This window comes from Aureimonas endophytica (genome assembly GCF_014642635.1).
GTDB lineage: Bacteria > Pseudomonadota > Alphaproteobacteria > Rhizobiales > Rhizobiaceae > Plantimonas > Plantimonas endophytica.
On record NZ_BMIQ01000005.1, the window covers coordinates 252,440 to 278,511 of the forward strand.

Below are 26,072 nucleotides of genomic sequence, written 5' to 3' on the forward strand. Positions count from 1 at the left end.
CCCCCCTCTGCCTGCCGGCATCTCCCCCTCAAGGGGGGAGATCAGGCCAATCGCGGCCGTTGGTTGTTTGCGAACCGGGCCGCACCGATTTTCGATGGGAGACCCCTGATGGACGACGTGATCGCAACCTTCCGCCCGGACCTCTTCGCCGGGCGCCAAGTGCTGGTATCCGGCGGCACGACCGGCATCGGCCTCGCGATGGCCAAGGGCTTCGCCCGGCTCGGCGCGGAGGTCGTGGCGACCGGCTCGACGGCGGCGCGGCTGGAATCGGCCAAGGCCGATCGCGAGGCGGACAAGATCCGCTTCGAGAAGCTCGACGTGAAGGACCGCGCCGCGATCGACGCCTTCGTCGGCGGTCTCGCGCGGCTCGACGTCCTCGTCAACGCGGCGGGCATCGCCCGGCCGGACGCGGAATACGAGGAGGAGACCTATCTCGAGGTCATCGACGTCAATCTCAACAGCGCGATGCGCCTCGCCATGGCGGCCTATCCGCTGCTGAAGGCGAGCCGGGGCGCGATCGTCAACACGGCCTCGATGCTCAGCTATCTGGCGGATGCGCGCGTGCCGGCCTATGGCGCCTCGAAGACCGGCATCGTCGGCCTCACCCGCGCGCTCGCCCATCGCTTCGGCCCGGACGGCATCCGCGTCAACGCCATCGCGCCCGGCTATCACAAGACCGACATGACCAAGGATCTCTGGACCCATGACGAGCACGGGCCGAAGATCGCCGACAAGGCGGCGCTGAAGCGCTGGGGCTCGGTGGACGACCTCGTCGGCACCGCCCTGTTCCTCGCCTCCCCCGCCGCCGCCTTCGTCACCGCCACGACGCTGCCGGTCGACGGCGGCTATGTGGTCAGCGGGTTCTGACGGCTCGCGTTTCCCTCGCCGCATGGCTCGAAGGCTGACGCCTTCGCACCCTCCGCCTGCCGGCATCTCCCCCTCAAGGGGGGAGATCAGGCCAGTCGCAGAGTTCGTTGTCCTTTGCCGATGAGGACACCAGCCCCGCTTCACCATTGACAGCCCCATCGGCGCAGCTTAATCACATTTGTGAAGATACATTCCATTTGTGAATGCCGGCCGGCCCTGGCGCCCAGACTTGTCCCGCCCTCCGGCCCCCTTCGTTTCCGATCGAGGAAAGACCGAGACCCATGCGCGCAGCCGTCATGTACACGCCGGGCGACATCCGCCTGGAGGACGTTCCGAAGCCGGTCGCCGGGCCGGGCGAGGTTCTGCTGAAGGTCTCGGCGGTCGGCGTCTGCGGCTCCGATCTGCCGCGCATGCTGATCAAGGGCGCCCATAAGATGCCGATCATCTGCGGGCATGAGTTCTCCGGCCATATCGAGGCGCTGGGCGAGGGGGTCGAGGGCTTTCGCGAGGGCGAGCTGATGGCCGTCGCGCCGCTGATCCCGATGGAGGATTGCGACCAGTCGCTGACCGGCAATTTCTCGCGCGCCCGCAACTACGACTATTTCGGCAGCCGTCGCGACGGCGCCTATGCCGAATATGTGGCGGTGCCGACCGGCAATCTTTTGCGGGCGCCGGAGACGGCGGACCCGCGCGCCGTGGCGATGACGGACCCGGCCTCGATCGCGCTCCACGCGATCTGGAAGGCCAAGCCCACGATGGGCGATCGCGGCGGCGTCATCGGCTGCGGGCCGATCGGCCTCTTCGCCATCCAGTGGATGAAGCTGATGGGCTGCACCGAGATCGTCGCGATCGACGTCTCGGAGCGCAAGCTCGAACAGGCCCGCCAGGCGGGTGCGACCTATACCTATCTGGCCGGCGAGACCGTGCCGGCGGAGCAGGCCTGCGACCTCATCATCGAGGCGGCCGGCCATCCCTCCTCGATCAACGCCGCGGCACGCATGGCGGCGCCGGGCGGCCATGTCGTCTTCATCGGCATTCCGGTCGGCGACGTGTCCCTGGAGAACAAGACTTTCCAGCATTTCCTGCGCCAGGAAGTGTCGCTGCACGGCTCGTGGAACTCCTTCGGCGCGCCCTTCCCGGGCAAGCAGTGGCGGGTGACGCTCGACGCGCTGGTCACTGGCAAGCTCGAATGGGAATTCATGATCAGCCACGAACTGCCGCTGGAGGGCCTGCCGGCGATGTTCGAGACGCTGAAGGGGAAGAACGACTTCTTCTCCAAGATCATGTTCCGGCCGTAAGGCGGGGGCGGGGAGGGCGTCGCCATGGCCTTGCTGCTCGGCCTCGACTTCGGCACCGGCGGCGTGCGCGTCGGGCTCTTCGATCTCGAAGCGCGCCGCATGCTGGGCGAGCGCGAGGCGGACTATCCGACCCGCCATCCGCGCCCGGGCTGGGCCGAACAGTCGCCGGCCGACTGGTGGGAGGCGCTCGGCAAGGCGAGCCGCGCCCTTCTCCGCGATCTCGGCCAGCCGGAGGTCGCCGGCATCTGCGCCGCCACCACCGCCTCCACCGTCGTCGCCTGCCGGCGCGACGGCACGCCGCTTCGCCCGGCGCTGCTCTGGATGGACTGCCGCGCGGCGGCCGAATCCGACCGCACCGCGCGCTCGCGCCATCCGGTCCTCGCCTATTCCGGCGGCAGCGACGCCGCCGAATGGCTAGTGCCGAAGGCCATGTGGCTGGCAGCCCACGAGCCGGCGCTCTATGCCGAAACGCAAGTCTTCTGCGAATGCCTGGACTGGGTGAACTTCAGGCTCACCGGGCGCTGGGCCGGCTCGCGCATGAACGCCACCTGCAAGTGGAACTGGGACAGCGTTACCGGCCGCTTCCACGACGCTCTCTTCGCCGAGCTCGGCGTGCCGGATCTCGCGGCCAAGCTGCCGGACGCCATCCTGCCGGTCGGCGCGCCCGTCGCCGCGCTTTCCGGGGAAGCCGCCGCCCATCTCGGCCTCGCCAACCGGCCGATCGTCGCGCAAGGCGGCATCGACGCGCATATCGGCATGGTCGGCGCGAACACGCTGGAGCCGGGCGAGGTCCTGATGATCGGCGGCACCTCCGTCGTCCACCTGTTCCAGCTCGACGCCGAGCGGCCGGTCACCGGCTTCTGGGGACCCTATCCGCACGCGCTGGAAGACGGGCGCTGGCTGGTCGAGGCGGGGCAGGTCTCGGCCGGCTCGGTCCTCTCCTGGTTCTCGCGCGAGATCTTCGCGCTCGACGGCGCCGGCCATGACGAACTCTGCGCGGCGGCGGCGAAGATCCCGGTCGGCGGCAGCGGCCTCCTCGCGCTCGACTATTTCATGGGCAACCGCACGCCCTATCGCGATCCGCACCTGCGCGGCGCCGTGCTCGGCCTGTCGCTCGGCCACGACCGGGCGGCGCTCTACCACGCGGCGGTGGAGGGCGTGGCGCTCGCCTCGGCCAATGTCCTGAAGCGGATGGACGAGCTCGGCATCGCCTGCCGCCGCATCGTCACCTCCGGCGGCTATTCGCGCAATCCGCTCTGGCTGAAGGCGACGGTGGACGCGCTCGGCCGGGCGGTGGAACTGCCCTCGCGCACCAATCTCACCATCGTCGGCGCCTGCGGCTGCGCCGCGACCGGCGCCGGGCTGGTGCCCGATCTCCAGGCGGCGGCGCGGGCCGTCGCCGCGCCGGGCGAAACGGTGGAGCCCGATCTTGCCGCCCATGCCCGTTATCGGGAATTGCTGGGGGACTATCTGGAGGCGACCGAGCTTCTGGCGCCCCTCTCGCGCCGGCTCGCCGCCCGGCAAACGCGAGACACGAATTCATGAGCGAAGCCGCCGACCGCGACGTCCAGTTCCGCACGATCTCGGGCGAACAGCGCGAGATCCTGATGATCCAGGTCGCCAAGCGCTATTACGATCTCGGCATGACCATGGGCGATCTCGCCAAGGAGCTGGGCCTGACGCGCTGGCAGGCGAGCCGGCTCCTGACCGAGGCGCGCGAGACCGGCATCGTGCGGATCGAGATCGTGCCGCGCACCTCGCGCCTGCCGGCGCTGGAAAGCCGGCTCCAGCAGCGGTTCGGCCTGAAGGAGGCGCTGGTCGTGCCGTCGAACGGCGAGACCGACGAGACGCTGCTGCTGAACGCCGTCGCGCGGGCCGCCGCCCAGCTCATCGCCGGGCTCGGCCGCGTGCCGCTGATCGGCGTTTCCTGGGGCCGCACGATGAGCGCCGTCGCCGCCCACCTGCCGCCCTTCTGGAACGAGGGGGTGGAGGTCGTGCTCCTCAACGGCGCGATGAACATCCGCAGCCCCTCGGTGCGCACCAACAACACGGCCGAACTCTTCGCCCGTTCCGCCAACGGCACGGCGACGCTGCTGCCCGTGCCGGCGATCCTCGGCCATGCCGCGACGCGCGCCGCGCTGGAACAGGACCCGACCATCGCCAGCGTTCTCGATCTCGGCCGGCGCGCGCCGGTCATCTGCTTCGGCATGGGCACGATCAGCCCGGATTCGGTGCTGGTCCAGTCGGGCTATGTCACGGAAGCCGAGACGGCGGCGCTGCGGCGGAAGGGCGCCGTCGGCGACATTCTCAGCCGCTATATCGACGCCGAGGGGCGGATCGTCGACCCGGAGGTCGACGCGCGCACCATCGCCCTCGACCTGAAGCTCTGCCGCGAGCGCGAGCTGTCGATCGGCGTCGGCGCCGGCCGGTCGAAACATGCCGTCGCGCGCGCCTGCCTGCGCGCCGGCTATCTCAACTGCCTCGTCACCGACGAGGACACCGCCCTGTTTCTTCTGGAGGAGCGCGAGGATGGATAGGATCGAGGAGCCTGCCGCGCGCGGCGCCGCCAAGGATGCGGGAAAGGGGGCGGCGAAGGGCCGGTCCCTCAGCGTCGTGCCGCCCGCCGAGGCCGCGCCGGCGACGAGCCCCGCCGCGAGCCCGCCGCCGCATCACCGCAATCCCGGCACCGAACTGAAGCCCGACTGGTTCGAGACGATCCAGGTCAATCTCTCGGCGGTGGAGCGGCGGGCGGCGACGCTCGGCACGCGGCGCTCCGTCAAGAAGGAATACCAGGCCGCCTGGCTGGTGAAGGCGCTGCAATGCATCGATCTCACGACGCTTGCCGGCGACGACACGCCCGGCCGCGTGCGCCGGCTCTGCGCCAAGGCGCGGCGCCCCTTGCGCGAGGACATCGTCGAGGCGCTCGGCCTCGCCGACGCGCCGCCGACGGTCGGCGCGGTCTGCGTCTATCCGACCATGGTCGGCCCGGCGGTGAAGGCGCTGGAAGGCTCCGGCATTCCCGTGGCCTCGGTCGCGACCGGCTTTCCCGCCGGGCTGACGCCGCTGCCGCAGCGCCTCGCCGAGATCCGCTACGCGGTGGAGGAGGGCGCCGGCGAGATCGACATCGTCATCAACCGCGCCCAGGTGCTGACCCAGGACTGGACGCGCCTCTATGACGAGGTGCGCGCGATGCGCGAGGCCTGCGGCCCGGCCCATCTGAAGGCGATTCTCGGCACCGGCGACCTGAAGACGCTGCGCAATGTCTACAAGGCCTCGATGGTGGCGATGATGGCGGGCTCGGACTTCATCAAGACCTCGACCGGCAAGGAGGACGTGAACGCGACGCTGCCGGTCAGCCTCACCATGGTGCGGGCGCTGCGCGACTATGGCGAGCGGACGGGCGAGACGATCGGCTTCAAGCCGGCCGGCGGGCTGAAGACCGCCAAGGACGCCCTGTCCTGGCTGATCCTGATGAAGGAGGAGCTCGGCCGGCGCTGGCTGGAGCCGGATCTCTTCCGCATCGGCGCGAGCTCGATGCTCGCCGATATCGAGCGCCAGCTCGAACATTACGCGACGGGCCGCTACGCCGCCGCCGCCCATCACGCGCTCGCCTGAAGGAGCGAAGCCCATGCCCAGCGTCAGAGACGTTCTGAACACGATGGACTACGGTCCCGCCCCGGAAGCCGAGACCCATGTCGCCGACTGGCTGAAGGCCCATGCGCAAGGCTTCGGCCATTTCATCGGCGGCGCCTTCGTGCCGTCCACAGGCGGCGGGCGCTTTCCCGTCGACAACCCGGCGCGCGGCACGCGGATCGCGGAGGTGGCGGCCGGAACGCCGGCCGACATCGATGCCGCCGTCGCGGCGGCGCGCCGGGCGCAGGCGCCCTGGGCGGCGCTGTCCGGCCACGAGCGCGCCCGCCATCTCTATGCGCTCGCCCGCACCATCCAGAAGCGCGAGCGCTTCCTCGCCGTCCTCGAGACGCTCGACAACGGCAAGCCGATCCGCGAGAGCCGCGACATCGACGTGCCGCTGGTCGCCCGCCATTTCTACCACCATGCCGGCTGGGCCGAGATGCTGGAGAGCGAGTTTCCGGCCTATGCGCCGGTCGGCGTCTGCGGCCAGATCATTCCCTGGAACTTCCCGCTGCTGATGCTCGCCTGGAAGATCGCGCCGGCGCTCGCCGCCGGCAACACGATCGTGCTGAAGCCGGCCGAGTTCACGCCGCTCACCGCGCTGGCCTTCGCCGAGATCTGCCGCGAGACCGGCCTGCCGGAGGGCGTCGTCAACATCGTCACCGGCGACGGCGAGACGGGCGCCGCGCTGGTCGCCCATCCGGGCGTCGACAAGATCGCCTTCACCGGCTCGACCGAGGTCGGCCGCCTCATCCGCCGCGCGACGGCGGGCTCGGGCAAGAAGCTGTCGCTCGAACTCGGCGGCAAGTCGCCCTTCATCGTCTTCGAGGATGCCGATCTCGACGGCGCGGTGGAAGGCGTCGTGGACGCCATCTGGTTCAATGGCGGCCAGGTCTGCTGCGCCGGCTCGCGCCTGCTCGTGCAGGAGGGCATTCACGAGCGTTTCCTCGCCAAGCTGAAGCGCCGCATGGCCGGCCTCGTCACCGGCGAGCCGATGGACAAGTCGGTCGATGTCGGGGCGATCGTCGCGCCGGTCCAGCTCCGGCGCATCCGCGAGCTCGTCGCCAAGGGCGAGGCGGAAGGCGGCGTCCTGCATCAGGCCGGGGGCAAGCTGCCCGAGACGGGCTCCTTCTTCCCGCCGACGCTCATCACCGAGGTCGAGCCGGCCTCGACCGTGGCGGAGGTCGAGATCTTCGGGCCGGTCGCGGTGGCGATGACCTTCCGCACGCCGGCCGAGGCGGTGCAGATCGCCAATCACAGCCGCTACGGCCTTGCCGCCTCGATCTGGACGGAGAACGTCAATCTCGCCCTCGACACGGCGGCGCGGATGAAGGCCGGCGTCGTCTGGATCAACTCCACCAATCTCTTCGATGCCGGCGCCGGCTTCGGCGGCTATCGCGAAAGCGGCTTCGGCCGCGAGGGCGGGCGCGAGGGCCTCTACGAATATCTGGTGCCCGCCTGGCGAAAGGCGCAGGCGTCGGCTTCGGGCGAGGCGCGGGTGGCACCGCCGCTCGTCGCGGTGCCGGAGGCGGGGGCGAGCCTCGGCGCCGTGCCGACCATCGACCGCACGGCGAAGCTCTATATCGGCGGCAGGCAGGCGCGGCCGGATTCCGGCTACGGCTATACGGTGCGCGCGCCGGGCGGCGCGGCGCTCGGCCAGGCCGGGCTCGGCAACCGCAAGGACATCCGCAATGCCGTGGAAGCGGCGGCGGGCGCTGGCGGCTGGGGCGGGGCGAGCGCGCATAACCGGGCGCAGGTCCTCTACTACATCGCCGAGAACCTCGCCGCCCGCGCCGCCGAATTCGAGTCGCGCCTCGTCACATTCGGCCAGGAGCCGGACGCGGCGCGGCGCGAGGTGGAGGCGGCGCTGCGCCGGACCTTCTTCTATGCCGCGCAGGCCGACAAATACGACGGCCGCGTCCATGCGACGAAGACGCGCCACGTGACGCTGGCGATGCCCGAGCCCTTCGGCGCGATGGGCATTCTCTGCCCGGACGACGCGCCGCTTCTCGGCCTCGTCTCGCTGGTCATGCCGGCGATCGCCATGGGCAACCGGGTGGTCGTCGTGCCGAGCGAAAGCGCGCCCCTCGCCGCCACCGACCTCTATCAGGTGCTCGACACGTCCGACCTGCCGGGCGGCGTCGTCAATATCGTCACCGGCCCGCGGGCTGAGTTGGCGAAGACGCTGGCCGAGCATCACGATGTCGCGGCGCTCTGGTATTTCGGCGAGCCCGCCGGCCTCGCCGGGGTGGAGGCGGCCTCCGCCGGCAACCTGAAGCCCGTCTGGTCGCATGGCGGCGCCCGCATCGACTGGTTCTCGCCCGTCGAGGGCCAGGGCGCCGAATATCTGCGCAACGCCACGCAGGTGAAGAACATCTGGGTGCCCTATGGCGAGTAATACTGGCTCGCTGATGCGCTGATCCTTGGCGCCTCCGCCTCAGCATCGTCAGCATCGTCATCCCGGGTCCGACCCGGGATGACGATGCGGCGAGGTGAGCGATCGAGGTCGGACGATCGCCGCGTCGCCACAGGATGCGAACCGAGATTTCGGGACGCCCCGCCGCCTTGTGAAAGCTAAATGAAAGTTAAGCCCGCTAGCTTGCCTTCAAGAGGTCGGCCGGGATGGGCATGGAGGTGCGCCACCGATCTCGCTTTCTCAGGGAGGATGCCTTCATGCGTTTCGGGCGCGGATTTCTGCACGCCGTTTCCTTGCCGGTCCTGGCCGCGGCCGGCCTTTTCGCGACCACCGCGCTCGGCAGCGCGGCCGAGAAGATCACCATCATGGTCGGCGGCTACGAGAAGCAGATCTATCTGCCGGCGAAGCTCGCCGAGAGCCTCGGCTATTTCAAGGACGAGGGGATCGAGGTCGAGCTCCTAAACGAAGCGGCGGGCGTCGATGCCGAGAACCAGCTTCTGGCCGGCGCGGTGCAGGGCGTCGTCGGCTTCTACGACCATTGCGTCGACCTTCAGGCCAAGGGCAAGTTCGTCCAGTCCGTCGTCCAGTTCAGCCAGGCGCCGGGCGAGGTCGAGCTCGTCTCCACCAAGCATCCCGACGTGAAGTCCTTCGCCGATCTGAAGGGCAAGAGCGTCGGCGTGACGGGCCTCGGCTCCTCCACCAATTTCCTCACGCTCTTCATGGCGTCCAAGGCCGGCCTGAAGGGCGGCGAGGTCACGACGGTGCCGGTCGGCGCCGGCGGCACCTTCATCGCCGCGATGCAGCAGGACCAGATCCAGGCCGGCATGACGACCGAGCCGACCATCTCCCGCATGCTGAAGACCGGCGAGGCGACGGTCCTCATCGATCTGCGCACCCCGGACGCCACCCGCGCGGCGCTGGGCGGCCTCTATCCGGCGGCCTCCCTCTATATGGAGGCCTCCTTCGTGGAGGCGCATAAGGACGAGGTGCAGAAGCTCGCCAATGCCTTCGTCAAGACGCTGAAATACATCCACGCCCATTCGGCCGAGGAGATCGCCGACCAGCTGCCGAAGAGCTTCTATGTCGGCGACAAGGACGGCTACGTGAAGGCGCTGGAGGCCGGCAAGCCCATGTTCACGCAGGACGGCGTGATGCCGGAGGACGGGCCGAAGACGGTGCTCGCGGTGCTCTCCGAGTTCTCCAAGAACGTCAAGGGCAAGCAGATCGACCTGTCGAAGACCTATACGACGGAATTCGTGAAGAACGCCAAGTAATCGGAAGCGAGGCGCCCGCCGCGCGGCGGGCGCGCCTTCCCCGATCGGACGCTTCATCTGCGCGCCAAGGGCGCCGCCGAAAGGATCCCCCATGTCCTTCGATCAGGGCGCGACGCCCGCCATCGAACTCGTCAACGTCACCCGCCGCTTCGTCTCGCCGACCGGCAAGACCCTGACGGCGCTTCGCAACTTCACCATGACCGTCGAGCGCGGCGAATTCGTCGCCGTGGTCGGCCCGACCGGCTGCGGCAAGTCGACGACGCTGAACCTCGTCACCGGCCTCGCCCGGCCGAGCGCCGGCGAGGTCCGCCTGATGGGCGGCCCGGTGAAGGGCATCGACCCGCGCGTCGGCTTCGCCTTCCAGAAGGACGCGCTGTTTCCCTGGAAGAACGTCATCGACAACGTGATGGCCGGCCCGCTCTTCCGCCGGAAGTCGAAGGCTGTGGCCGAGGCCGCCGCCAAGGACTGGCTCGCCCGCGTCGGCCTGACGAAGTTCCTGCATCACTATCCGCACCAGCTTTCCGGCGGCATGCGCAAGCGCGTCTCGCTCGCTCAGACCTTCATCAACGAGCCGGAAATCCTCCTGATGGACGAGCCCTTCTCGGCGCTGGACGTGCAGACCCGCACAGTGATGCACGAGGAGCTTCTGAAGCTCTGGGCCGAGCGCCAAGCCTCCGTCGTCTTCGTCACCCACGATCTGGAGGAGGCGGTGGCGCTGGCCGATAAGGTCTATGTGCTGACCGCCGGCCCGGCGACGGTGAAGTCGGTCTACCGGATCGACCTGCCGCGCCCGCGCGTCGTCTCGGAGATCCGCTACGAGCCGCGCTTCATCGACTATTGCAAGACCATCTGGGAGGACCTGCGCCAGGAGGTCGAGACCAGCTATCGCCGCGCCAGCGAAGCTGCCTGAGAAGAGGAGGACGCGACATGACCGACGTCACGATGGAAGCGGCGGCCCCCGCCTTCCGCCCCGGCACCAGCGACAAGGAGATCGAGGCGGCGGCGCTCAAATCGATCAAGCGCCGCAAGCAGCTCGTCCTGTTCTGGCAGATCACGATCCTCGTCGCCGCGCTCGGCCTCTGGGAGCTCTCGTCCGATCTGAACTGGATCGACCCGTTCTTCTACGCGAGCCCGAGCGCCGTCGCCGAACGGCTCTACGACTGGGCGCTCAACGGCACGACCGAGGGCTCGCTCTGGTACAATCTCGGCGTCACCATGCAGGAGGCGCTGATCGGCTTCTTCACCGGCTCCTTCGCCGGCGTGGTGGTCGGCATCGGCCTCGGCCGCAACCAGATGCTGTCCGACATCTTCTCGGTCTATATCAAGGCGATCAACTCGATCCCGCGCGTCGTGCTGGCGCCGATCTTCATCATGATCATGGGCCTCGGCCTCGCCTCCAAGGTGGCGCTCGCCTTCGTCATGGTGTTCTTCGTCGTCTTCGCCAATGCCTTCCAGGGCGTGCGCGAGGCCGATCGCGACATGATCGCCAATGCCCGCATCCTCGGCGCCTCGGACTGGCAGGTGACGCGCACCGTCGTCGTGCCCTCGGCGATGAGCTGGATCTTCGCCAGCCTCCACGTCTCCTTCGGCTTCGCGATCATCGGCGCCATCGTCGGCGAGTTCGTCGGCGCCCGCTTCGGCATCGGCCAGCTGATCTCGATCGCCAAGGGCACGTTCGACGCCGCCGGCATGTTCGCCGCCATCGTCCTCGTGATGGTCGTGACGCTGGCCGCCGAGGCGGTGATGACCATGATCGAGAACCGCCTCGCCAAATGGCGCCCGCAGCAGAGCCTCGACACGCACTGATCGCACGGGGCCAAGGCCCCGCCGCCCTCCCTTCGGAAAGCCGGACGCCCGCGCGGAGCTCTTCTCGCGGGCGTTTCTTCTGACTCGGCACTCATCGACATCCGGATTATCCCGGCCAAGGTGACGGACTGGTCGATGACGAAGGGCTTACCTGTCGAAGGACATTTCGTGATCCGAGTCTTCAGGCCGAAACGGCCGCGCTCAACCTGATCGCCTCGTCAAGGAGGGAGATCGCAGCTCGATGGTCTCGCTTCCCGAGTTTTCGTCGCCATGACCGACGCTGCCGCCGGAGACTGGCTCGATCTCCTCATGGGAGAGATCAGGCCGCGTTATGGTCCGCCGCCGCCGGCAGCCGCACCGTCACGTCCAGGCCGCCGTCGCCGGACGTGCCGAGCGTGACCGTGCCGCCGGCGCCCGTCACCACCTCGCGCACGATGGCGAGGCCGAGGCCGCTGCCCTCCGCCTTCGTGCCCATGATGCGGTAGAAGCGCTCGAAGACCTGCTCGCGCTCCTCCGGCGGAATGCCGGGGCCGCTGTCGCCGACGGCGACCGTCACCTCCGCGCCGGCCCGCCGCACGGCGACCGTGACGCGGCCGGGGGCGGGGGTGTAGCGCAGCGCGTTGTCGACGAGATTGACCACCATCTCCTTCAGCATCGTGCCGTCGCCGGTAACGGGCGCCGGCCCGTCCTCGTCGAGCCCGAGATCGATGCCGCGCCGCAGCGCCTCCTCGACATGGGCTTCCAGCACCTGCCGGGCGACGGCGCTCATGTCGATGCGGTCGGCGCGGGGCGCGCGGCTGCCGGGCTCGGCGCGGGTGAGGGTGAGGAGTTGCTCGGCGAGCCGCGTCACCTGCCGCGTCGAGCGGATGAGCGCCTGGAGCGCCTCGCCGCGCCGCTGCGGATCGGTCTCGCGCACGGCGAAGCTCGCCTGCGTCGACAGGAGCGTCAGGGGCGTGCGCAGCTGGTGGGCGGCATTGGCGACGAAGCGGCTCTGCGCCGCCATCTGCCGCCGGACGCGCGTCATGTAATCGTTGAGCGCCTGAACGAGCGGGCGCAGCTCGGTCTGCACCAGGGCGGGGTCGAAGGGTTCGAGCTCGTCGCGGCGGCGCGCCCGCACCGCGTCGCGCAGGCGCAGGACCGGCGCGAGGCCGCGCTGGAGGCCGAGCACCGTGACGAGCCCGGCGACGAGGACGAGCAGCCCCTGATCCGCGACATTGGCGAGCCAGAGCGAGCCGCGCATCGCGCTCCAGCCGAGGCGCGTGACGGCGACGGTGACGCCGATCTCCCCGTCCGGCCCGAGCCCCACCACCGGATGGATCAGCATCAGCCGCCGGATGGCGGCGCCGCGAAACGCGCCGTCCTCGCCGACCGCCACCCGCGCCGGCTCGCCGAGATCGGCATAGCCGGCGACGAGATTGCCCCAGGCCGTCGTCACCCGGAAATAGACCTTGTCGCGGTGGCCGGTGTCGAAGATCTCCAGCGCCGCCGGCGGGATGTCGACCTGCACCGCGCCGCCCGGATCGACGCGCACCGCCTCGGCGATGACGCGGGCCGAGCCGAGCAGCAGATTGTCCGTGACGAGATCGGCCGTCTCGGTGGCCCGCACCAGGCCGGAATAGAGGTTGAAGCCGATCACCAGGACGAGCGTCGCCATGACCGAGGCGACGAGCTGGGCGCGCAGGCTGCGGCGCAGGCGCCCGAACAGGCCAAGACCGGCCACCGGCTCAGCCGGCCCGCAGCATGTAGCCGAGGCCGCGCAGCGTCGCGATCTGCACCGCGCCGCCTTCCAGCTTCCTGCGCACGCGATGGACATAGATCTCGATCGCGGAAGGATCGGGCTCGGCGTCGAGGCCGAAGACGCTCTGCGACAGGGCGGCCTTCGACACGGTGCTGCCGGCCTTCAGCATCAGGAATTCCAGGACGGAATGTTCGCGCGGCGTCAGCGACAGGATCTCGCCCTTCAGCGAGAACTGGCGCGTCACCGTGTCGAGCGTCAGGTCGCCGAGCGCGATCTCGGGATTGGCGAGATCGTGGCCGCGCCGGATGAGGGCGCGCAGCCGCGCTTCCAGCTCCGGCAGCTCGAAGGGCTTGGCGAGATAGTCGTCGGCGCCGGAATCGAGACCGGCGACACGGCCCTCCAGCGAGGCATTGGCGGTGAGGATCAGCACCGGCACCTTGCGGCCGGCGCGGCGGATGCGCTTCAAGAGCGTCATGCCGTCGAGCTTGGGCAGCGACAGGTCGAGAATGACGGCGGCATAGTCGGCGACGGCCAGGAAGTCCTCCGCCTCCTCGCCGTCATGGACGGTGTCGACCGAATATTGCGCCTGGGTCAGCGCCCGGGCGAGCCAGGTCGCCAGGTCATGATTGTCCTCCACGATCAGCAACCGCATGCCGCCCGAACTCCCGCGCCGCGCCATCATAGGGGTGGCGGCCGGGCCTGCAAACGCCTCGATCGCGCCGGGAGGGGAGATCGAAACGTCTCGCCCCGCCCGTCGCCGCCGGCCTCGCGGGCGAGGGGTGCAAGCCCCGCCCAAATTGCCTAGCCTGCGCGACAGAGTCGCCGCGAGCGCGACCGAGGACCGTCTGGCACCGAGAATGGGCAAAAACTTTCTTGTCGTCGATCCCGAGAAGGATTTCAGCGTCATCAGGGGGCTCGCCTCGCCCGCCCGGATCGCGATCCTCAAGCTTCTCCGGCACAAGGGAGCGCTGAACGTCAACGAGATCGCGGGTCTTCTGGCGATTCCCCAGTCCAGCGTCTCGATGAACGTCCAGGCGCTGCAGGACGCGGGCCTGATCGGCGTCGAGATCGTCAAGGCCCGCAAGGGCAATCAGAAGGTCTGCCATTCGCTCTATGACGAGGTGGTGATCGTCCTGAAGAGTGACGAGAGGCCGGCGGAGGCGGGCACGATCGAGGTCGCCATGCCGCTCGGGCTCTATACGGGCTGCGACGTCTCGGCGCCCTGCGGGCTCGGCTCGGCGGAGGGCATCATCGGCCTCCTCGACGTGCCGAGCACCTTTCTCGACCCCGCCCGGATGAAGGCGGGGCTGCTCTGGTTCACACGCGGCCATGTCGAATACCAGTTTCCGAACAATGCCCGGCTCGCCGATGCGACGATCCGGGAGATCGAGTTCACGCTCGAACTGAGCTCCGAGGTTCCGGGCACCAGCGCCGACTGGCCGTCCGACATCACGCTCGCGGTCAACGGCGTCGAGATCCTCACCTGGACCTCGCCCGGCGATTTCGGCGACCGGCGCGGAACCTTCACGCCCGACTGGTGGAAGCTGAAGGGCTCGCAATATGGCGAGTTGAAGAGCTTCCGCGTGACGAGGGAGGGCACGTTCGTCGACGGGCGGCGCGTCTCCGACGTCGCCATTTCGGCGCTCGACCTCGAACGGCACCATTCGATCCGCCTGCGGATCGGCGTGCGGCCGGATGCGGACCATCCCGGCGGCATCAACATCTTCGGCCGGGGCTTCGGCAATCACGACCAGGACATCGTGCTGCGCCTGAGGACGGCCTGACGGCTGGCCCGCCGAACCATTCCCGGCTAAATATTTCGCTTGACCCCGGCGCCGGCCTCCGCTCAACATAGGAAAACTGATATGTATCAAGTTATCTGATATAAAAGAGCCGCATGCGCGCGTCGGTCGTCCTTCATCGCCAGTCCACGATCGCCCGGATCGACCCGCGCCTCTACGGCTCCTTCCTCGAACATCTCGGGCGGGCGATCTATACCGGGATCTACGAGCCGGCCCATCCAAGCGCCGACGCCGACGGCATGCGCCGCGACGTGATCGAGCTGGTGCGGGAATTGCGGGTGCCGCTCGTCCGCTATCCCGGCGGCAATTTCGTCTCGGCCTATGACTGGGAGGACGGGATCGGCCCGAAGGAGGCGCGGCCCGTCCGCCTCGACCTCGCCTGGCACACCTCGGAGAGCAACCAGGTCGGGCTGCACGAATTCGCCGACTGGTGCGCCTCGGTCGGCGCCGAGATGATGATGGCCGTCAATCTCGGCTCGCGCGGCCTGGAGGCGGCGCGCGATCTCCTCGAATATGCCAATCATCCGGGCGGCAGCGCCTGGAGCGACCGGCGCCGCGCCAATGGCCGGGAGGCGCCCTTCGACATCCGCCTCTGGTGCCTCGGCAACGAGATGGACGGCACCTGGCAGATCGGCCACAAGACCGCCGATGAATATGGGCGCCTCGCCTACGAGACGGCAAAGGCGATGCGCGCCTTCGACAAGCGGCTGGAGCTCGTGGTCTGCGGCTCGTCGAGCTCGCACATGGCGACCTATCCGCAATGGGAGGCGACGGTCCTCGACCATACCTATGACGAGATCGACTATATCTCGCTCCATATGTATTTCGAGAACCCGGCGAAGGACACGGCGAACTATCTCGCCCGCAGCCTGGAGCTCGACGGCTATATCCGCACCGTCGCCGGCATCATCGACTTCGTGAAGGCCAAGAAGCGCTCGCGCAAGGACGTCTACATCTCCTTCGACGAGTGGAACGTCTGGTATCACTCGCGCGAGCGCGACCGGGCGATCCTCGAAGGCAATGCCGGCTGGCCGGAGGCGCCGCCGCTGCTCGAGGACGACTACACCTTCGAGGACGTGCTCCAGGTCGGCTGCATCATCAACACCTTCATCAACCGGTCGGACGTGGTGAAGATCGCCTGCCTCGCGCAGCTGGTGAACGTCATCGCGCCGATCATGACGGTGCCGGGCGGCCCGGCCTGGCGCCAGACGATCTTCTATCCCTTCCACTTCGCCTCCGTCTTCGGCCGGGGCGAGGCGCTGCGCCTCCTGGTCGACTGCCCGACCTACGAGGCCGAGGGCGTCGGCGCGGTGCCCTATCTCGACATCGCGGCGGTGGCCGATGCCGAAAGCGGCCATGTCACCCTCTTCATCGTCAACCGCCACCTGACGGAGGCGCTGGATCTCGACGTGGACCTCCTGGGCTGCGGCGCGATGGCGGTGGAGGACGACCGCGTGATCGCCCATCCCGATCTGGAGGCGCGCAACACCGCGAAATGCCCGGACGCCGTCACCCCTGTCGCCGGCCAGGGCGCCGAGGTCGCGGCCGGGCGGCTTCGCGCGGCGATCGCGCCGCTCAGCTACCGCATGATCCGCCTGCGGGCCGTCCGCTAGACGCCGCGAACCGCCGGAGGGCCCGCCGCATGTTTCTTCCCCGCCATGGCATCGTCTTTCCCGGCGAAGGGGCACGGCAGCGGCGCAGCGCCCTGCGGAGGCCGGCGTGAGCGCGGCGATCGAGATCGCGAAGGTCGCCAAGCGCTATGGCGACAGGACGATCCTCGAAGACATCTCGCTCGACATCAGGGCCAACGAGTTCGTCGTCTTTCTAGGCCCGTCCGGCTGCGGGAAATCCACTCTCCTGCGCATGATCGCCGGCCTCGAAAGCGTCGATGCCGGCACGATCTCGATCAATGGCGAGCGCATCGACCCGCTGCCGCCGGGCCGGCGGGGCATCGCCATGGTGTTCCAGTCCTATGCCCTCTATCCGCAGATGACGGTCGCCGAGAACATGGCCTTCGGCCTGCGCAATATCGGCGTCGCGCCGCATGTCGTGTCGGCCCGCATCGCCGAGGCGGCGCGTATCCTGGAGATCGACCATCTGCTGGCGCGCAAGCCCGGCCAGCTGTCGGGCGGCCAGCGCCAGCGCGTCGCCATCGGCCGGGCGATCGTCAAGGAGCCGAAGGCCTTCCTGTTCGACGAGCCGCTGTCCAATCTCGACGCGGCGCTGCGCGTGCGCACGCGCGTCGAGCTGGCGCAGCTGCGCCACCGCGTGAAGGCGACCATGATCCTCGTGACGCATGACCAGATCGAGGCGATGACGCTCGCCGACCGGATCGTGGTGATGAGCCCGCGCGGAATCGAGCAGATCGGCGCGCCGATGGAGATCTACACGCGCCCGGCCAGCCGCTTCGTCGCGACCTTCGTCGGCGCGCCGACCATGAATCTCCTGCCCGTGCGGCTCGGCGAGCGGGACGGCTTCGTGCGCGCCGGCCTGCCGGACGGCGCGACGCTCCAGACCGCGATCCGCGCCGGCGGCCTGCCGGCCGGAAACTATGTCCTCGGCATCCGCGCCGAGGCCGTCCGCCCATGCGCGGCGACCGCCACGGCCACGACGACCGGCCGGGTCGAGGTGGTGGAGCGCCTCGGCGACCGCACCCTCCTCTATACCCGCCTCGTCGACGGCACGCCGATCGTCGCGGAGGATGCCGGCGGCAGCCGGGTCGCGATCGGCGAGGCGGTGGCGCTGGCGCTCGACGGGGCGCGGGCGCATCTCTTCGACGAAACGGGCCGCGCCCATCACGGCGAGGGGGCGGGCGATGTCTGAGCGCCCCGGCATCCGGCGCCGGGCGCCGGTCGACGCGCCGCTCTGGCGCAACGCCCTCTTCGTGGCGCCCTATCTCCTCGTCTTCGCGGGGCTTCTCGTCGCGCCGCTTCTCTGGAGCTTCTGGATCAGCCTGCACCGGGCGAATGCCTTCGCGCTCGGCCGCTTCGTCGGCTTCGACAACTATTTTCGCCTCTTCAACGACCGCATCTTCCTCCAGGCGATCGGCAACACGCTCTATTTCGTCCTTCTCACCGTGCCGGCCCTCGCCGTCGCGGGCCTCCTCCTGGCGCTCGCCCTCAACCGCCGGACGCGGCTCGCCGCCGTGCTGCGCGGCGTGTTCTTCGCCTCCTCCGTCCTGTCCGTCACCATCGTCACCCTCGTCTGGCGCATGGTCTTCATGCCGCGCTTCGGCCTCCTCGACATGATCTGCGGCTGGTTCGGCCGGACAGTGCCGCCCTTCCTGTCCGATCCGCATCTCGCGATGCTTGCCGTGGCGATCGCCACGATCTGGTGGTCGCTCGGCCTGCCGATGATGCTGTTCCTCGCCGCGCTCCAGCAGATCCCGGACGATCTCTTCGAAGCCGCCGCGCTCGACAATGCGAGCCGCTGGCAGAGCTTCCGCCGGATCACCTTCCCGGCGATCCGCCGCAGCGTCGTCCTCGTCGCGGTCATCCAGATCGTCTTCCAGTTCCAGCTCTTCGGCCAGGCGCGGCTGCTGACGAATGGCGGCCCGAACAACGTCACGACGCCGATCGTCCTCTACATCTACGACGCGGCCTTCCGGAAATGGGATCTGGGGCTCGGGGCGGCAGCCTCGCAGCTGCTCTTCGTCCTGATCCTTCTCGCGGCCATGGCGCAGCTTCTCCTCGCCCGCCGCAAGGGAGACGCCGCGTGAGCCGCCGGCCGATAAGGCGCGGCGGCGCCGGACCGGCGGCGACCGACCGGCTGATCCTCGGCGCGACGCTCGTTCTCGCGCTCCTGATGCTGGCGCCGCTTCTCTGGGTGGCGGCCCTCTCCTTCAAGGACAATGGCGAGCTGATGGTCAGCATGGACCGGGTGTTCCACGCGCCCTACACGCTGCGCAACTATGCCAGCATCCTCGCCACGTCCTCGGTCTTCCGCTGGATCGCGAACAGCCTGATCGTGGCGGGCGGCACCACGCTCGGCACGCTGATCCTCTCCTCGCTCGCCGGCTACGGCTTCGCCCGGCTCGACTTTCCGGGCCGCGACGCGCTCTTCGTCATCGTCCTCGCCGGGCTCGCCGTTCCCGAACAGGCGGTGCTCATCGCACGCCACCAGATCTTCGGCTGGCTGAACTTCCACAACACCTATCACGGGCTGATCCTGCCCGGCCTGTCCGCGCCCTTCGGCGTGTTCCTGATGACGCAATATTTTCGGGCCATCCCGAAGGAGCTGGACGAGGCGGCGCTGCTCGACAATGCCGGCCGGTTCAAGATCTTCTGGAAGGTTCTTCTGCCGCTGACGCTGCCGGCGCAGGCGACGCTCGGCATCTTCACCTTCCTCAACAGCTGGAACGACTATTCCTGGCCGCTGATCTCAGCCACCAGCAAGGAGATGTTCACGCTCACCATGGGCATCGCCTCGACGCAGACCAATTTCGCGCAGTCGGACGGCGTCGGCTACCTGATGGCGCAGGCCGTCTTCGCCGGGGCGCCGATCCTCGTCGTCTATCTCTTCTTCCAGAAATACATCGTCACCGCCGTGTCCGGCGCCGCCGTCCGCTAGGGACGCCGCGCCTTCTCCCGCCTCGAACCGAAGCCCGCCCGGGCTTGCCTGACCGGAGACTGAAGCCATGCGAAACGCCGTCCGACGCCCGATCCTCGCGGTCGCCTCCGTCCTCGCCATGCTGATCGGCGCCAGCCCGGCGCTCGCCGTCACCGAGGTGAAGCTTCAGCATTTCTTCGGCGCCTGCGAGGCCGAGTTCGGCACCAATACCGACATCCGCAAGGCGACGGGCGAATGCGGCATCCTCACCTCGCTGATCAACGAGTTCAATGCCGAAAATCCCGACACCCATGTCTCGGTCACGACCGTCGAATGGCCGGGCTACGACCAGCTGACCGCGCAATTCGCGGCCGGCGACCCGCCGGACATCATCTCCATTCATCTCTCGGCGATCTCAGACTATCAGTCGAACGGGCTGCTCCTGCCGCTCGACGCGATGCTGGCCGACAAGGGCATCCATGCCGAGGACTTCACGCCGGCGGCGCGGGAGGGCGTGACGAAGGAGGGCCAGCTCTACGGCCTGCCGATGGACAATTGGACCATCCTCTTCCACGTCAATCTCGATCTCTTCCGGCAGGCGGGGCTCCTGAACCCCGACGGCACGCCGAAGCTGCCGACGAGCGTGGACGAACTCCTCGAACAGGCCCGGCTTTTCAAGGAGAAGACCGGCAAGCCCTATTTCGTCCAGCCGCTGGTCAACAACAATGCGAGCTTCGCAGCCTTCTTCTACACCTTCCTCTTCCAGCAGAATGCCAGCCTCTTCGCCGATCCGGGGAAAGCCGGGGTCGACACGCCCGAGGCCCGGAAGGTCGCCGAGATGTACAAGGCGATCTACGACCAGGGCGACACGCTGAAGGATCTCGACTACGCGGCCAGCGTCAACGCCTTCCTGGCGGGCGATGCGGGCGTCAATCTCAACGGAACCTGGGTCATCGGCGACTACACCGCCGCGTCGCGGACCGCCGGGACGGCGCTGAACAAGGGCGGCTACGCGGTCTATCCCTTTCCCCAGCTCTTCCCCGGCCGGAAGGCGCAATATGCCAACGGCCATGCCTGGGCCGTGTCCCGCAAGGACCGCTCGGCGGAGGAAAGCGCCGCGATCGCGAAATTCCTGAGCTTCTTCGAGAAGAACGACTTCGAATGGGCGCGCACCGGCCATCTGCCGGCCGTCCGGGCGGTGCTCGACCAGCCGGAATTCCAGTCGCTGCCGCATCGCGACACGCTGGCCCCGATCGCCGCGCTCGGCACGGCGCTGCCGTCCACCGTCCAGCGCCAGTTCGCCATCCAGGACATCGTCGGCCAGGAACTCGGCGCCGCCGTCACCGGCCAGAAGGAGATCGGCGCCGCGCTGTCCGACATGGAGGCCCGCATCGACGAGATGCTGGCGAATCTCTGAGCCGCCGAGCGTTCCCGGAGCAAGGATCACCGGACCGTCGCCGGTCAGAAGGACGACGGTCGCGGCGGGCTCGCCGTCCGAGTGCCATCTTCGGGCGGCTGTCCGCCGCCCGGCCCGCCGGGCGGCCCCTCGACCTCGAAGCGTGTCAGGCCGGCTCGCCCCGCGCCACGAGGCCGCACCATTCGGCGACGAACAGCGCCAGGACGAGGGTGGTCTCGCTCATGCTGGCGAGATCGGTCCGCTCGCCGCTGGTATGGGAGCCGCTGCCGCACGAGCCGTAACAGAGCGCCGGCATGTTGTAATAGAGCCCGTATTGCCGGATGTCGGACGTCGCCTGGAGGACCATCGGCTCCAGTTCGTGGCCGAGCACCGTGCGATGGGCACGGGCCAGGGCCGCCTCGGCCTCCGAGCCTTCCTCCAGCACATAGCCCTCGGCCTGGAAGCCGATCCATTCGACCCCCGGCGCCGCACTGCCATGCGCCGCCGCGTCGGCCTCGACCGCCGCCACGATCCGCCCGCGCACATCTGCGAGGTCCGTTCCGGGCAGGACGCCCATGCGGCAGTCGAGATCGCACCAGGAGGGGACCATGCCGATCCAGTCCCCGCCGGCGATCTTGCCGACCGAGAGCTTGATCGGCCGCTCGATGTCGCCGTACCAGGGCGAGGCGTGGGCGATGCCGTTATAGTGTGCCGCCACCGCCTCCAACGCGCCGATCATCCGATAGGCGGCGAGGATGGCGCTCTCGCCCTTCTGAGTTTCGAGGACGTGCGCGGCGCGGCCCTTGATCCGCACGCGGAACCAGACCGAGCCGAGCTGCGCGCGCACGATGCGGTTGTCGGTCACTTCCGGGATCAGGCAGGCATCGGCCTTGTAGCCGCGCACCAGCGTCGAGAGGGCGCCGTTGCCGGTGCATTCCTCCTCGCTCACCGTCTCGACATGGACCCGCCCGCCCGGGACGAATCCGGCCTCGGCCAGCGCGTCGAGGGCGAAGACCATCGCCGCGACGCCGACCTTCATGTCGTTGACGCCGCGCCCGGTTATGAAGCCGTCCGCCACGCGCGGCTCGAAGGGATCGTGCTCCCACTGGTCGAGCGGTCCGGCCGGCACGACGTCGATATGGCCCTGGAGAATGAGGCTGCGGCCCTCGGCGCCGGCGGGCGGCGTCGCGACGACCTGCCAGAGCCGGTCCTCGTCGGCGCCGACCGTCGGCGAATGGCCGGGCAGGCCCGCCATCGGCACCTCGGCGAGCCGGTAGCGATCGATCGCCCAGCCGCGCCGGGCGAACTCCTCCGCCAGCCAGCGCTGGCAGGCCTCGTCCCGGCCGCGCGTGCTGGCGAAGCGCGCCAACTGGCGCAGCCATTCGATCTGGCGCGGGGCCGCGTCGCGGATGATCGCCTGAAGGCGCGTCCTCAGCGCCGCGCCGTCCGGGCCGGGTGTCGGTCGAGGCATGGTCGAGTCCGTCGAAAGGGGGAGGGAGGGCGGCACCGGCGCGGCGCCGCCCGGAAGCGTCGGGCGCGATCCGGCGCTCAGGTCTCGAAGCCGTAGATCTCGCGGGCGCGCTCGGGGGTCAGATAGCCGTCCTTCAGGTCCTCGGCGACCGCTTCGCGGCTGCGCTCGCGCGGATCGCCGTAGCCACCGCCATTGCCGGTGACGACGCGGATGACGTCGCCCGCGTTCACGGCGACATTGGTCGCGAAGGACAGGCGCTCGCGCGTGCCGTCCTTGCGGCGCAGCTCGACATAGTTGGTCGAGCCGTCGCGCCCGCCGGCGACGCCCCAGGGCGGGATGCGCGAGCGCGTATAGCCGACCGACAGGAAGTTGTCGTCCGCGCGCACCCGGTAATGGACGTCGATGCCCTTGCCGCCGCGCCATTGCCCCTCGCCGCCCGGCTCGGCATTCAGCGCCGCCTGATCGACGCTGAGGCCGTAGCGCGCCTCCGCCACCTCGGCCGGGCAGTTGAAGGTCTCGCCGTGGAAGCCGGAGAACTGGCCGCTCGGCCCGTCGCGTCCCTCCCAGGCACCCCAGCCGCCGAGCTGCGGCTCGACGATCGTGTAGTGCCGCCCGGTCTCGGGATGCGGGCCGCCCACCACCGTGCCGCAGATCGAAGCGAAATTGCCCGCCGGCACCACGCCGGGAAACCACGAGGCGAAGGCGCGCAGCAGCATGTCGAAGGCACGGATCTCCACCTCGGAATAATAGCCGAGGGCGCCCGGCGCCTCGACATGGAAGATGGTGCCCGGCCGGGTCACCACCTGGAGAGGCCGGAAGAAGCCGCCATTGCCGGGCGCGTCCGGGTCGGTGAAGGCCTTGAAGGCGAGCTGCACCGCGATCTCGGTGCCTTCCCGGCTGGAATTGGAGGAGCCCTTCTGCCGGGGATTGTCGCTGAGATCGACGACGAAGGCGTCCTCGCGGATCGTCATCGTCACGCGATGCATGGCGCCGCTGTCCTGCTCCTCCTCGAAGGTGAAGCTGCCCTTCGGCAAGGCCTGCAAGGCGGCGCGCGCCCGGCGCTCGCCGAGCCGCATATAGTCCTCCATCGCCGCCTCGAACGTGTCGGCGCCGTATTTGGCGACGAGTTCGAGCACCCGCTTCTCGCCGATCTTCAGGCCGGAGATTCCGGCCCAGAGATCGCCGCGCAGGAAGTCGGGCAGCCGCGTGTTGACTTCGAGGATGTCGAACACGGCGCGGTTCGGCCGCCCCTCCTCGAAGAGCTTCACCGCCGGGATGCGCACGCCTTCCTGGAAGATCTCCGTCGCCTCCGAGGACATCGAGCCGGGCACGCTGCCGCCGACATCGTTCCAATGCGCGATGTTGGCGACGAAGGCCACCAGCCGCTCGCCGTCGAAGACGGGCGCGACCAGCACCATGTCGTTGAGATGCGTGACGCCGCCGAAATAGGGATCGTTCGAGGCGAAGACGTCGCCCGGCCGCACCTCGGCGAGCGCGAATTTCTTCAGGATGCCGCGCACCGCCTTGTCCAGCACGCCGATGAAGGCGGGAATGCCGGCGCCGGATGCCGCGATCTGGCCATGGCGGTCGAGGATCGAGGTCGAGAGGTCGAGCACCTCGTAGATGATCGCGCTCATCGAGGTCTTGCGCTGCGCGACGAACATCTCGTCGGCGACGGCCTCCAGCGCGTTCTGGATGATGTCGAAGGTGACCGGGTCGAAGTCCTTCGTGGCGATGGTCATGGCTCAGCCCCGGATCTCGATATGGGTATTGCCGAAATCGTCGATCGACACGCGGTTGCCCGGATGGACGACGATGGTCGTGCCGGGGTCCTCGATGATCGCCGGCCCCGCGAAGCGCATGCCGGGCTCGAACTTCGTCGCGTCGTAGATCGTCGCCTCGTGGATGCCGTCGGTGGCGTAGTCGACGGTCCGCCGGCCCTTCACCGCGCCGTCGAGCGACGCGCCCGTGACCGAGAGCCGGGCGAGCTCCAGCTTGCCGACCTCGCTGGAGGCGATGAGATGCAGGCCGATGATCTCCACTTCGGCCGCGAGGCGATAGGTATATTCGCGCTCGTAGATCCCGTGGAAGGCCGCCACCATGCCGGCGATCTCGTCGGGACCGATCCGGGTCGGCTCGATCGGCACCTCGACGGCGAATTCCTGGTTGCGGTAGCGGCAGCGCACCAGGGGCCGCAGCGCCACGCGCTCGCGTGCCACGCCTTCGCGCGCGAACTCGGCGCGGGCCTGCTCGGCGATGGTCTGGAACAGCGCGTCGAGCCCGGCATGGTCGTCGGCGTCGAGAAGGCGCGTCGCGAAATAGTCGCGCCTGAGGTCGCTCATCATCATGCCCCAGGCGGAGAAGACCGGGGCGCCGCGCGGGATCACCACCTTACGCACGCCGAGCTCCTGGCCGAGCGCCACGCCATGCATCGGCCCGCCGCCGCCGAAGACGACGAGCGTGAAGTCGCGCGGATCGTAGCCGCGATTGACGGAAACGAGCTTCAGCGCGTTCACCATGTTGGAATTGGCGATCCGCACGATGCCGCGCGCCACCTCCGCCGGCTCGGTGCCGAGCTTTGCCGCGAGCTCGGCCAGCGTCGCCCGCACCGCCGCCATGTCGGCCTCGACGGCGCCTCCGCAGAAATAGTCCGGGTTGATGCGGCCGAGCGCCAGATTGGCGTCGGTCGTGGTGGCGTTCGTGCCGCCCCGGCCATAGGCGGCGGGGCCGGGCATCGCACCCGCCGATCGCGGCCCGACATGCAGCTTGCCGAAGGCATCCACCGAGGCGATCGAGCCGCCGCCATTGCCGATTTCGACGAGATCGACCACCGGCACCATGATCGGATAGCCGGCCGAGCGGCGGTTGCGCTCGATCCAGTAATCCGTCTTGATCTTCACCTGACCGCCCTCGATCAGCGAGCATTTCGCCGTCGTGCCGCCGATGTCGAGGGCGAGCACGTCCGGCTCGCCGATGATGCGGCCGAGTTCGGCCGCGCCCCAGAAGCCGGAGGCGGGGCCCGATTCCACCATGGTGATCGGCACGGCCTTGGCGGCTTCGACCGAGTCGACGCCGCAATTCGACTGCATCACGAAGAGATTGCCGCGATAGCCCTTGTCCGAGAGGCCGGCGCGCAGCCTCTCCAGATACTGCTCGGCCTTCGGCTGGACATAGGCGGAGAGGACCGTCGTGTTGGTCCGCTCGTATTCGCGCCATTCGCGGGTGATCTGGTGCGAGGCGACGGCGCTCGCCTCCGGCCAGAGCTGCCGGACGGCGGCGAGGACCGCTTCCTCATGCGCGGGATTGGCATAGGCGTGGAGGAGGCAGATCGCCACCGCCTCGACGCCCGCCGCCCGGAAGTCGTCGAGGATCGCGGGCAGGCCGGCGAGGTCGAGCGGCACGGTCTCCGCGCCACGATAGTCCATCCGCCCCGGTACCTCGCGCCGCAGGTGGCGGCGCACGAAGGGCTCGGGCTTCACATACATGAGGTTGAAGAAGTCCGGCCGGTTGCCGCGCCCGATCTCCAGGACGTCGCGGAAGCCCTCGGTGGTGATGAGGCCGACACGCGCGCCCTTGCGTTCGGTCAGGGCGTTGATGACGACGGTCGTGCCATGCGCGAAGAAGTCCACCTGGCCGATATCGACCCCCGCCTTCTCGAGGACGTCGAGGACGCCCTTCTCGAAATTCGGCGGCGTCGTGTCCGATTTCTCGGTGCGGATGGTCTGCCGGCCGGTCGCGGGGTCCGTCTCGAAATAGACGAGGTCGGTGAACGTGCCGCCGACATCGGTGGAAACGCGCGTGACCTTCTCGGTCATGAGGAAAT

Annotated in this window: 20 protein-coding genes; 15 read left to right on the forward strand and 5 right to left on the reverse strand. The window is 69.0% G+C overall.

Translation table 11 applies throughout. The features are described from left to right. Window positions 1-108: 108 nt before the first annotated feature. The 9 genes from IEY14_RS16825 to IEY14_RS16865 all read left to right on the forward strand — a co-directional run bounded on the left by IEY14_RS16825 (window position 109) and on the right by IEY14_RS16865 (window position 11,294). Complete coding sequence (locus IEY14_RS16825; protein WP_188910538.1) at window positions 109-867, forward strand: SDR family NAD(P)-dependent oxidoreductase; 759 nt, start codon at window positions 109-111, stop codon at window positions 865-867. A 281-nt stretch (window positions 868-1,148) separates the two neighbouring features. Continuing rightward, window positions 1,149-2,165 carry a galactitol-1-phosphate 5-dehydrogenase gene (locus IEY14_RS16830; protein WP_188910540.1) on the forward strand — a complete coding sequence of 339 codons (1,017 nt, stop codon included), beginning with the start codon at window positions 1,149-1,151 and terminating at the stop codon, window positions 2,163-2,165. 24 nt (window positions 2,166-2,189) lie between these two features. Then, window positions 2,190-3,710, forward strand: coding sequence for an FGGY-family carbohydrate kinase (locus tag IEY14_RS16835; protein ID WP_188910542.1), 1,521 nt, complete (start codon window positions 2,190-2,192; stop codon window positions 3,708-3,710). Continuing rightward, complete coding sequence (locus IEY14_RS16840) at window positions 3,707-4,702, forward strand: sugar-binding transcriptional regulator (protein ID WP_188910544.1); 996 nt, start codon at window positions 3,707-3,709, stop codon at window positions 4,700-4,702. Before IEY14_RS16835 ends, IEY14_RS16840 begins: the two co-directional genes overlap by 4 nt. Next, entirely contained in the window at window positions 4,695-5,780 is a 1,086-nt protein-coding gene (gene deoC, locus IEY14_RS16845) for a deoxyribose-phosphate aldolase (protein ID WP_188910546.1), read from the forward strand. The genes IEY14_RS16840 and deoC overlap by 8 nt, the downstream gene beginning before the upstream one ends. Window positions 5,781-5,793: 13 nt before the next feature. Continuing rightward, complete coding sequence (locus IEY14_RS16850) at window positions 5,794-8,196, forward strand: aldehyde dehydrogenase family protein (protein ID WP_188910549.1); 2,403 nt, start codon at window positions 5,794-5,796, stop codon at window positions 8,194-8,196. Between the two features lie 275 nt (window positions 8,197-8,471). Further along, window positions 8,472-9,488, forward strand: coding sequence for an ABC transporter substrate-binding protein (locus IEY14_RS16855; RefSeq protein ID WP_188910551.1), 1,017 nt, complete (start codon window positions 8,472-8,474; stop codon window positions 9,486-9,488). A 91-nt stretch (window positions 9,489-9,579) separates the two neighbouring features. Continuing rightward, window positions 9,580-10,398 carry an ABC transporter ATP-binding protein gene (locus IEY14_RS16860; protein WP_188910554.1) on the forward strand — a complete coding sequence of 273 codons (819 nt, stop codon included), beginning with the start codon at window positions 9,580-9,582 and terminating at the stop codon, window positions 10,396-10,398. Window positions 10,399-10,415: 17 nt separating this feature from the next. Continuing rightward, window positions 10,416-11,294, forward strand: a complete 879-nt coding sequence (locus IEY14_RS16865) for an ABC transporter permease (protein WP_188910555.1) — start codon at window positions 10,416-10,418, stop codon at window positions 11,292-11,294. A gap of 319 nt (window positions 11,295-11,613) precedes the next feature. Here the strand turns inward: IEY14_RS16865 and IEY14_RS16870 are convergent, their stop codons facing one another. Together IEY14_RS16870 and IEY14_RS16875 are read right to left on the reverse strand one after the other, a co-directional pair. Beyond that, window positions 11,614-12,948 (reverse strand): sensor histidine kinase, encoded by a 1,335-nt coding sequence (locus IEY14_RS16870; protein ID WP_244639546.1) that lies wholly within the window; start codon window positions 12,946-12,948, stop codon window positions 11,614-11,616. Window positions 12,949-13,018: 70 nt separating this feature from the next. Further along, entirely contained in the window at window positions 13,019-13,684 is a 666-nt protein-coding gene (locus IEY14_RS16875; protein ID WP_188910557.1) for a response regulator, read from the reverse strand. A 205-nt stretch (window positions 13,685-13,889) separates the two neighbouring features. Between IEY14_RS16875 and IEY14_RS16880 the strand changes: the two genes are divergently transcribed. The 6 genes from IEY14_RS16880 (at window position 13,890) to IEY14_RS16905 (ending at window position 20,799) form a co-directional block, all read left to right on the forward strand. Beyond that, on the forward strand, window positions 13,890-14,816 hold the full coding sequence (locus IEY14_RS16880; protein WP_188910558.1) for an ArsR/SmtB family transcription factor: 927 nt from the start codon (window positions 13,890-13,892) through the stop codon (window positions 14,814-14,816). A 113-nt stretch (window positions 14,817-14,929) separates the two neighbouring features. Beyond that, a complete protein-coding gene (gene arfA, locus IEY14_RS16885; RefSeq protein WP_188910559.1) occupies window positions 14,930-16,447 on the forward strand; it encodes an arabinosylfuranosidase ArfA in 1,518 nt (505 codons plus the stop codon). A 106-nt stretch (window positions 16,448-16,553) separates the two neighbouring features. Further along, window positions 16,554-17,657 carry an ABC transporter ATP-binding protein gene (locus IEY14_RS16890; RefSeq protein WP_188910560.1) on the forward strand — a complete coding sequence of 368 codons (1,104 nt, stop codon included), beginning with the start codon at window positions 16,554-16,556 and terminating at the stop codon, window positions 17,655-17,657. Then, window positions 17,650-18,552: a carbohydrate ABC transporter permease gene (locus tag IEY14_RS16895; RefSeq protein ID WP_188910562.1), complete on the forward strand. Its 903-nt coding sequence runs from the start codon at window positions 17,650-17,652 to the stop codon at window positions 18,550-18,552. The genes IEY14_RS16890 and IEY14_RS16895 overlap by 8 nt, the downstream gene beginning before the upstream one ends. Then, window positions 18,549-19,403, forward strand: coding sequence for a carbohydrate ABC transporter permease (locus IEY14_RS16900; protein WP_244639530.1), 855 nt, complete (start codon window positions 18,549-18,551; stop codon window positions 19,401-19,403). The genes IEY14_RS16895 and IEY14_RS16900 overlap by 4 nt, the downstream gene beginning before the upstream one ends. Before the next feature lie 67 nt (window positions 19,404-19,470). Then, window positions 19,471-20,799, forward strand: coding sequence for an extracellular solute-binding protein (locus IEY14_RS16905; RefSeq protein ID WP_188910564.1), 1,329 nt, complete (start codon window positions 19,471-19,473; stop codon window positions 20,797-20,799). Between the two features lie 145 nt (window positions 20,800-20,944). Here IEY14_RS16905 and IEY14_RS16910 read toward each other — a convergent pair whose 3' ends face one another. From IEY14_RS16910 to IEY14_RS16920, 3 genes are all read right to left on the reverse strand, one after another. Then, a complete protein-coding gene (locus IEY14_RS16910) occupies window positions 20,945-22,249 on the reverse strand; it encodes an ArgE/DapE family deacylase (RefSeq protein WP_188910567.1) in 1,305 nt (434 codons plus the stop codon). A gap of 77 nt (window positions 22,250-22,326) precedes the next feature. Further along, window positions 22,327-23,991: a hydantoinase B/oxoprolinase family protein gene (locus IEY14_RS16915; RefSeq protein ID WP_188910569.1), complete on the reverse strand. Its 1,665-nt coding sequence runs from the start codon at window positions 23,989-23,991 to the stop codon at window positions 22,327-22,329. A gap of 3 nt (window positions 23,992-23,994) precedes the next feature. Next, window positions 23,995-26,064, reverse strand: coding sequence for a hydantoinase/oxoprolinase family protein (locus IEY14_RS16920; RefSeq protein ID WP_188910570.1), 2,070 nt, complete (start codon window positions 26,062-26,064; stop codon window positions 23,995-23,997). Window positions 26,065-26,072: the final 8 nt, after the last annotated feature.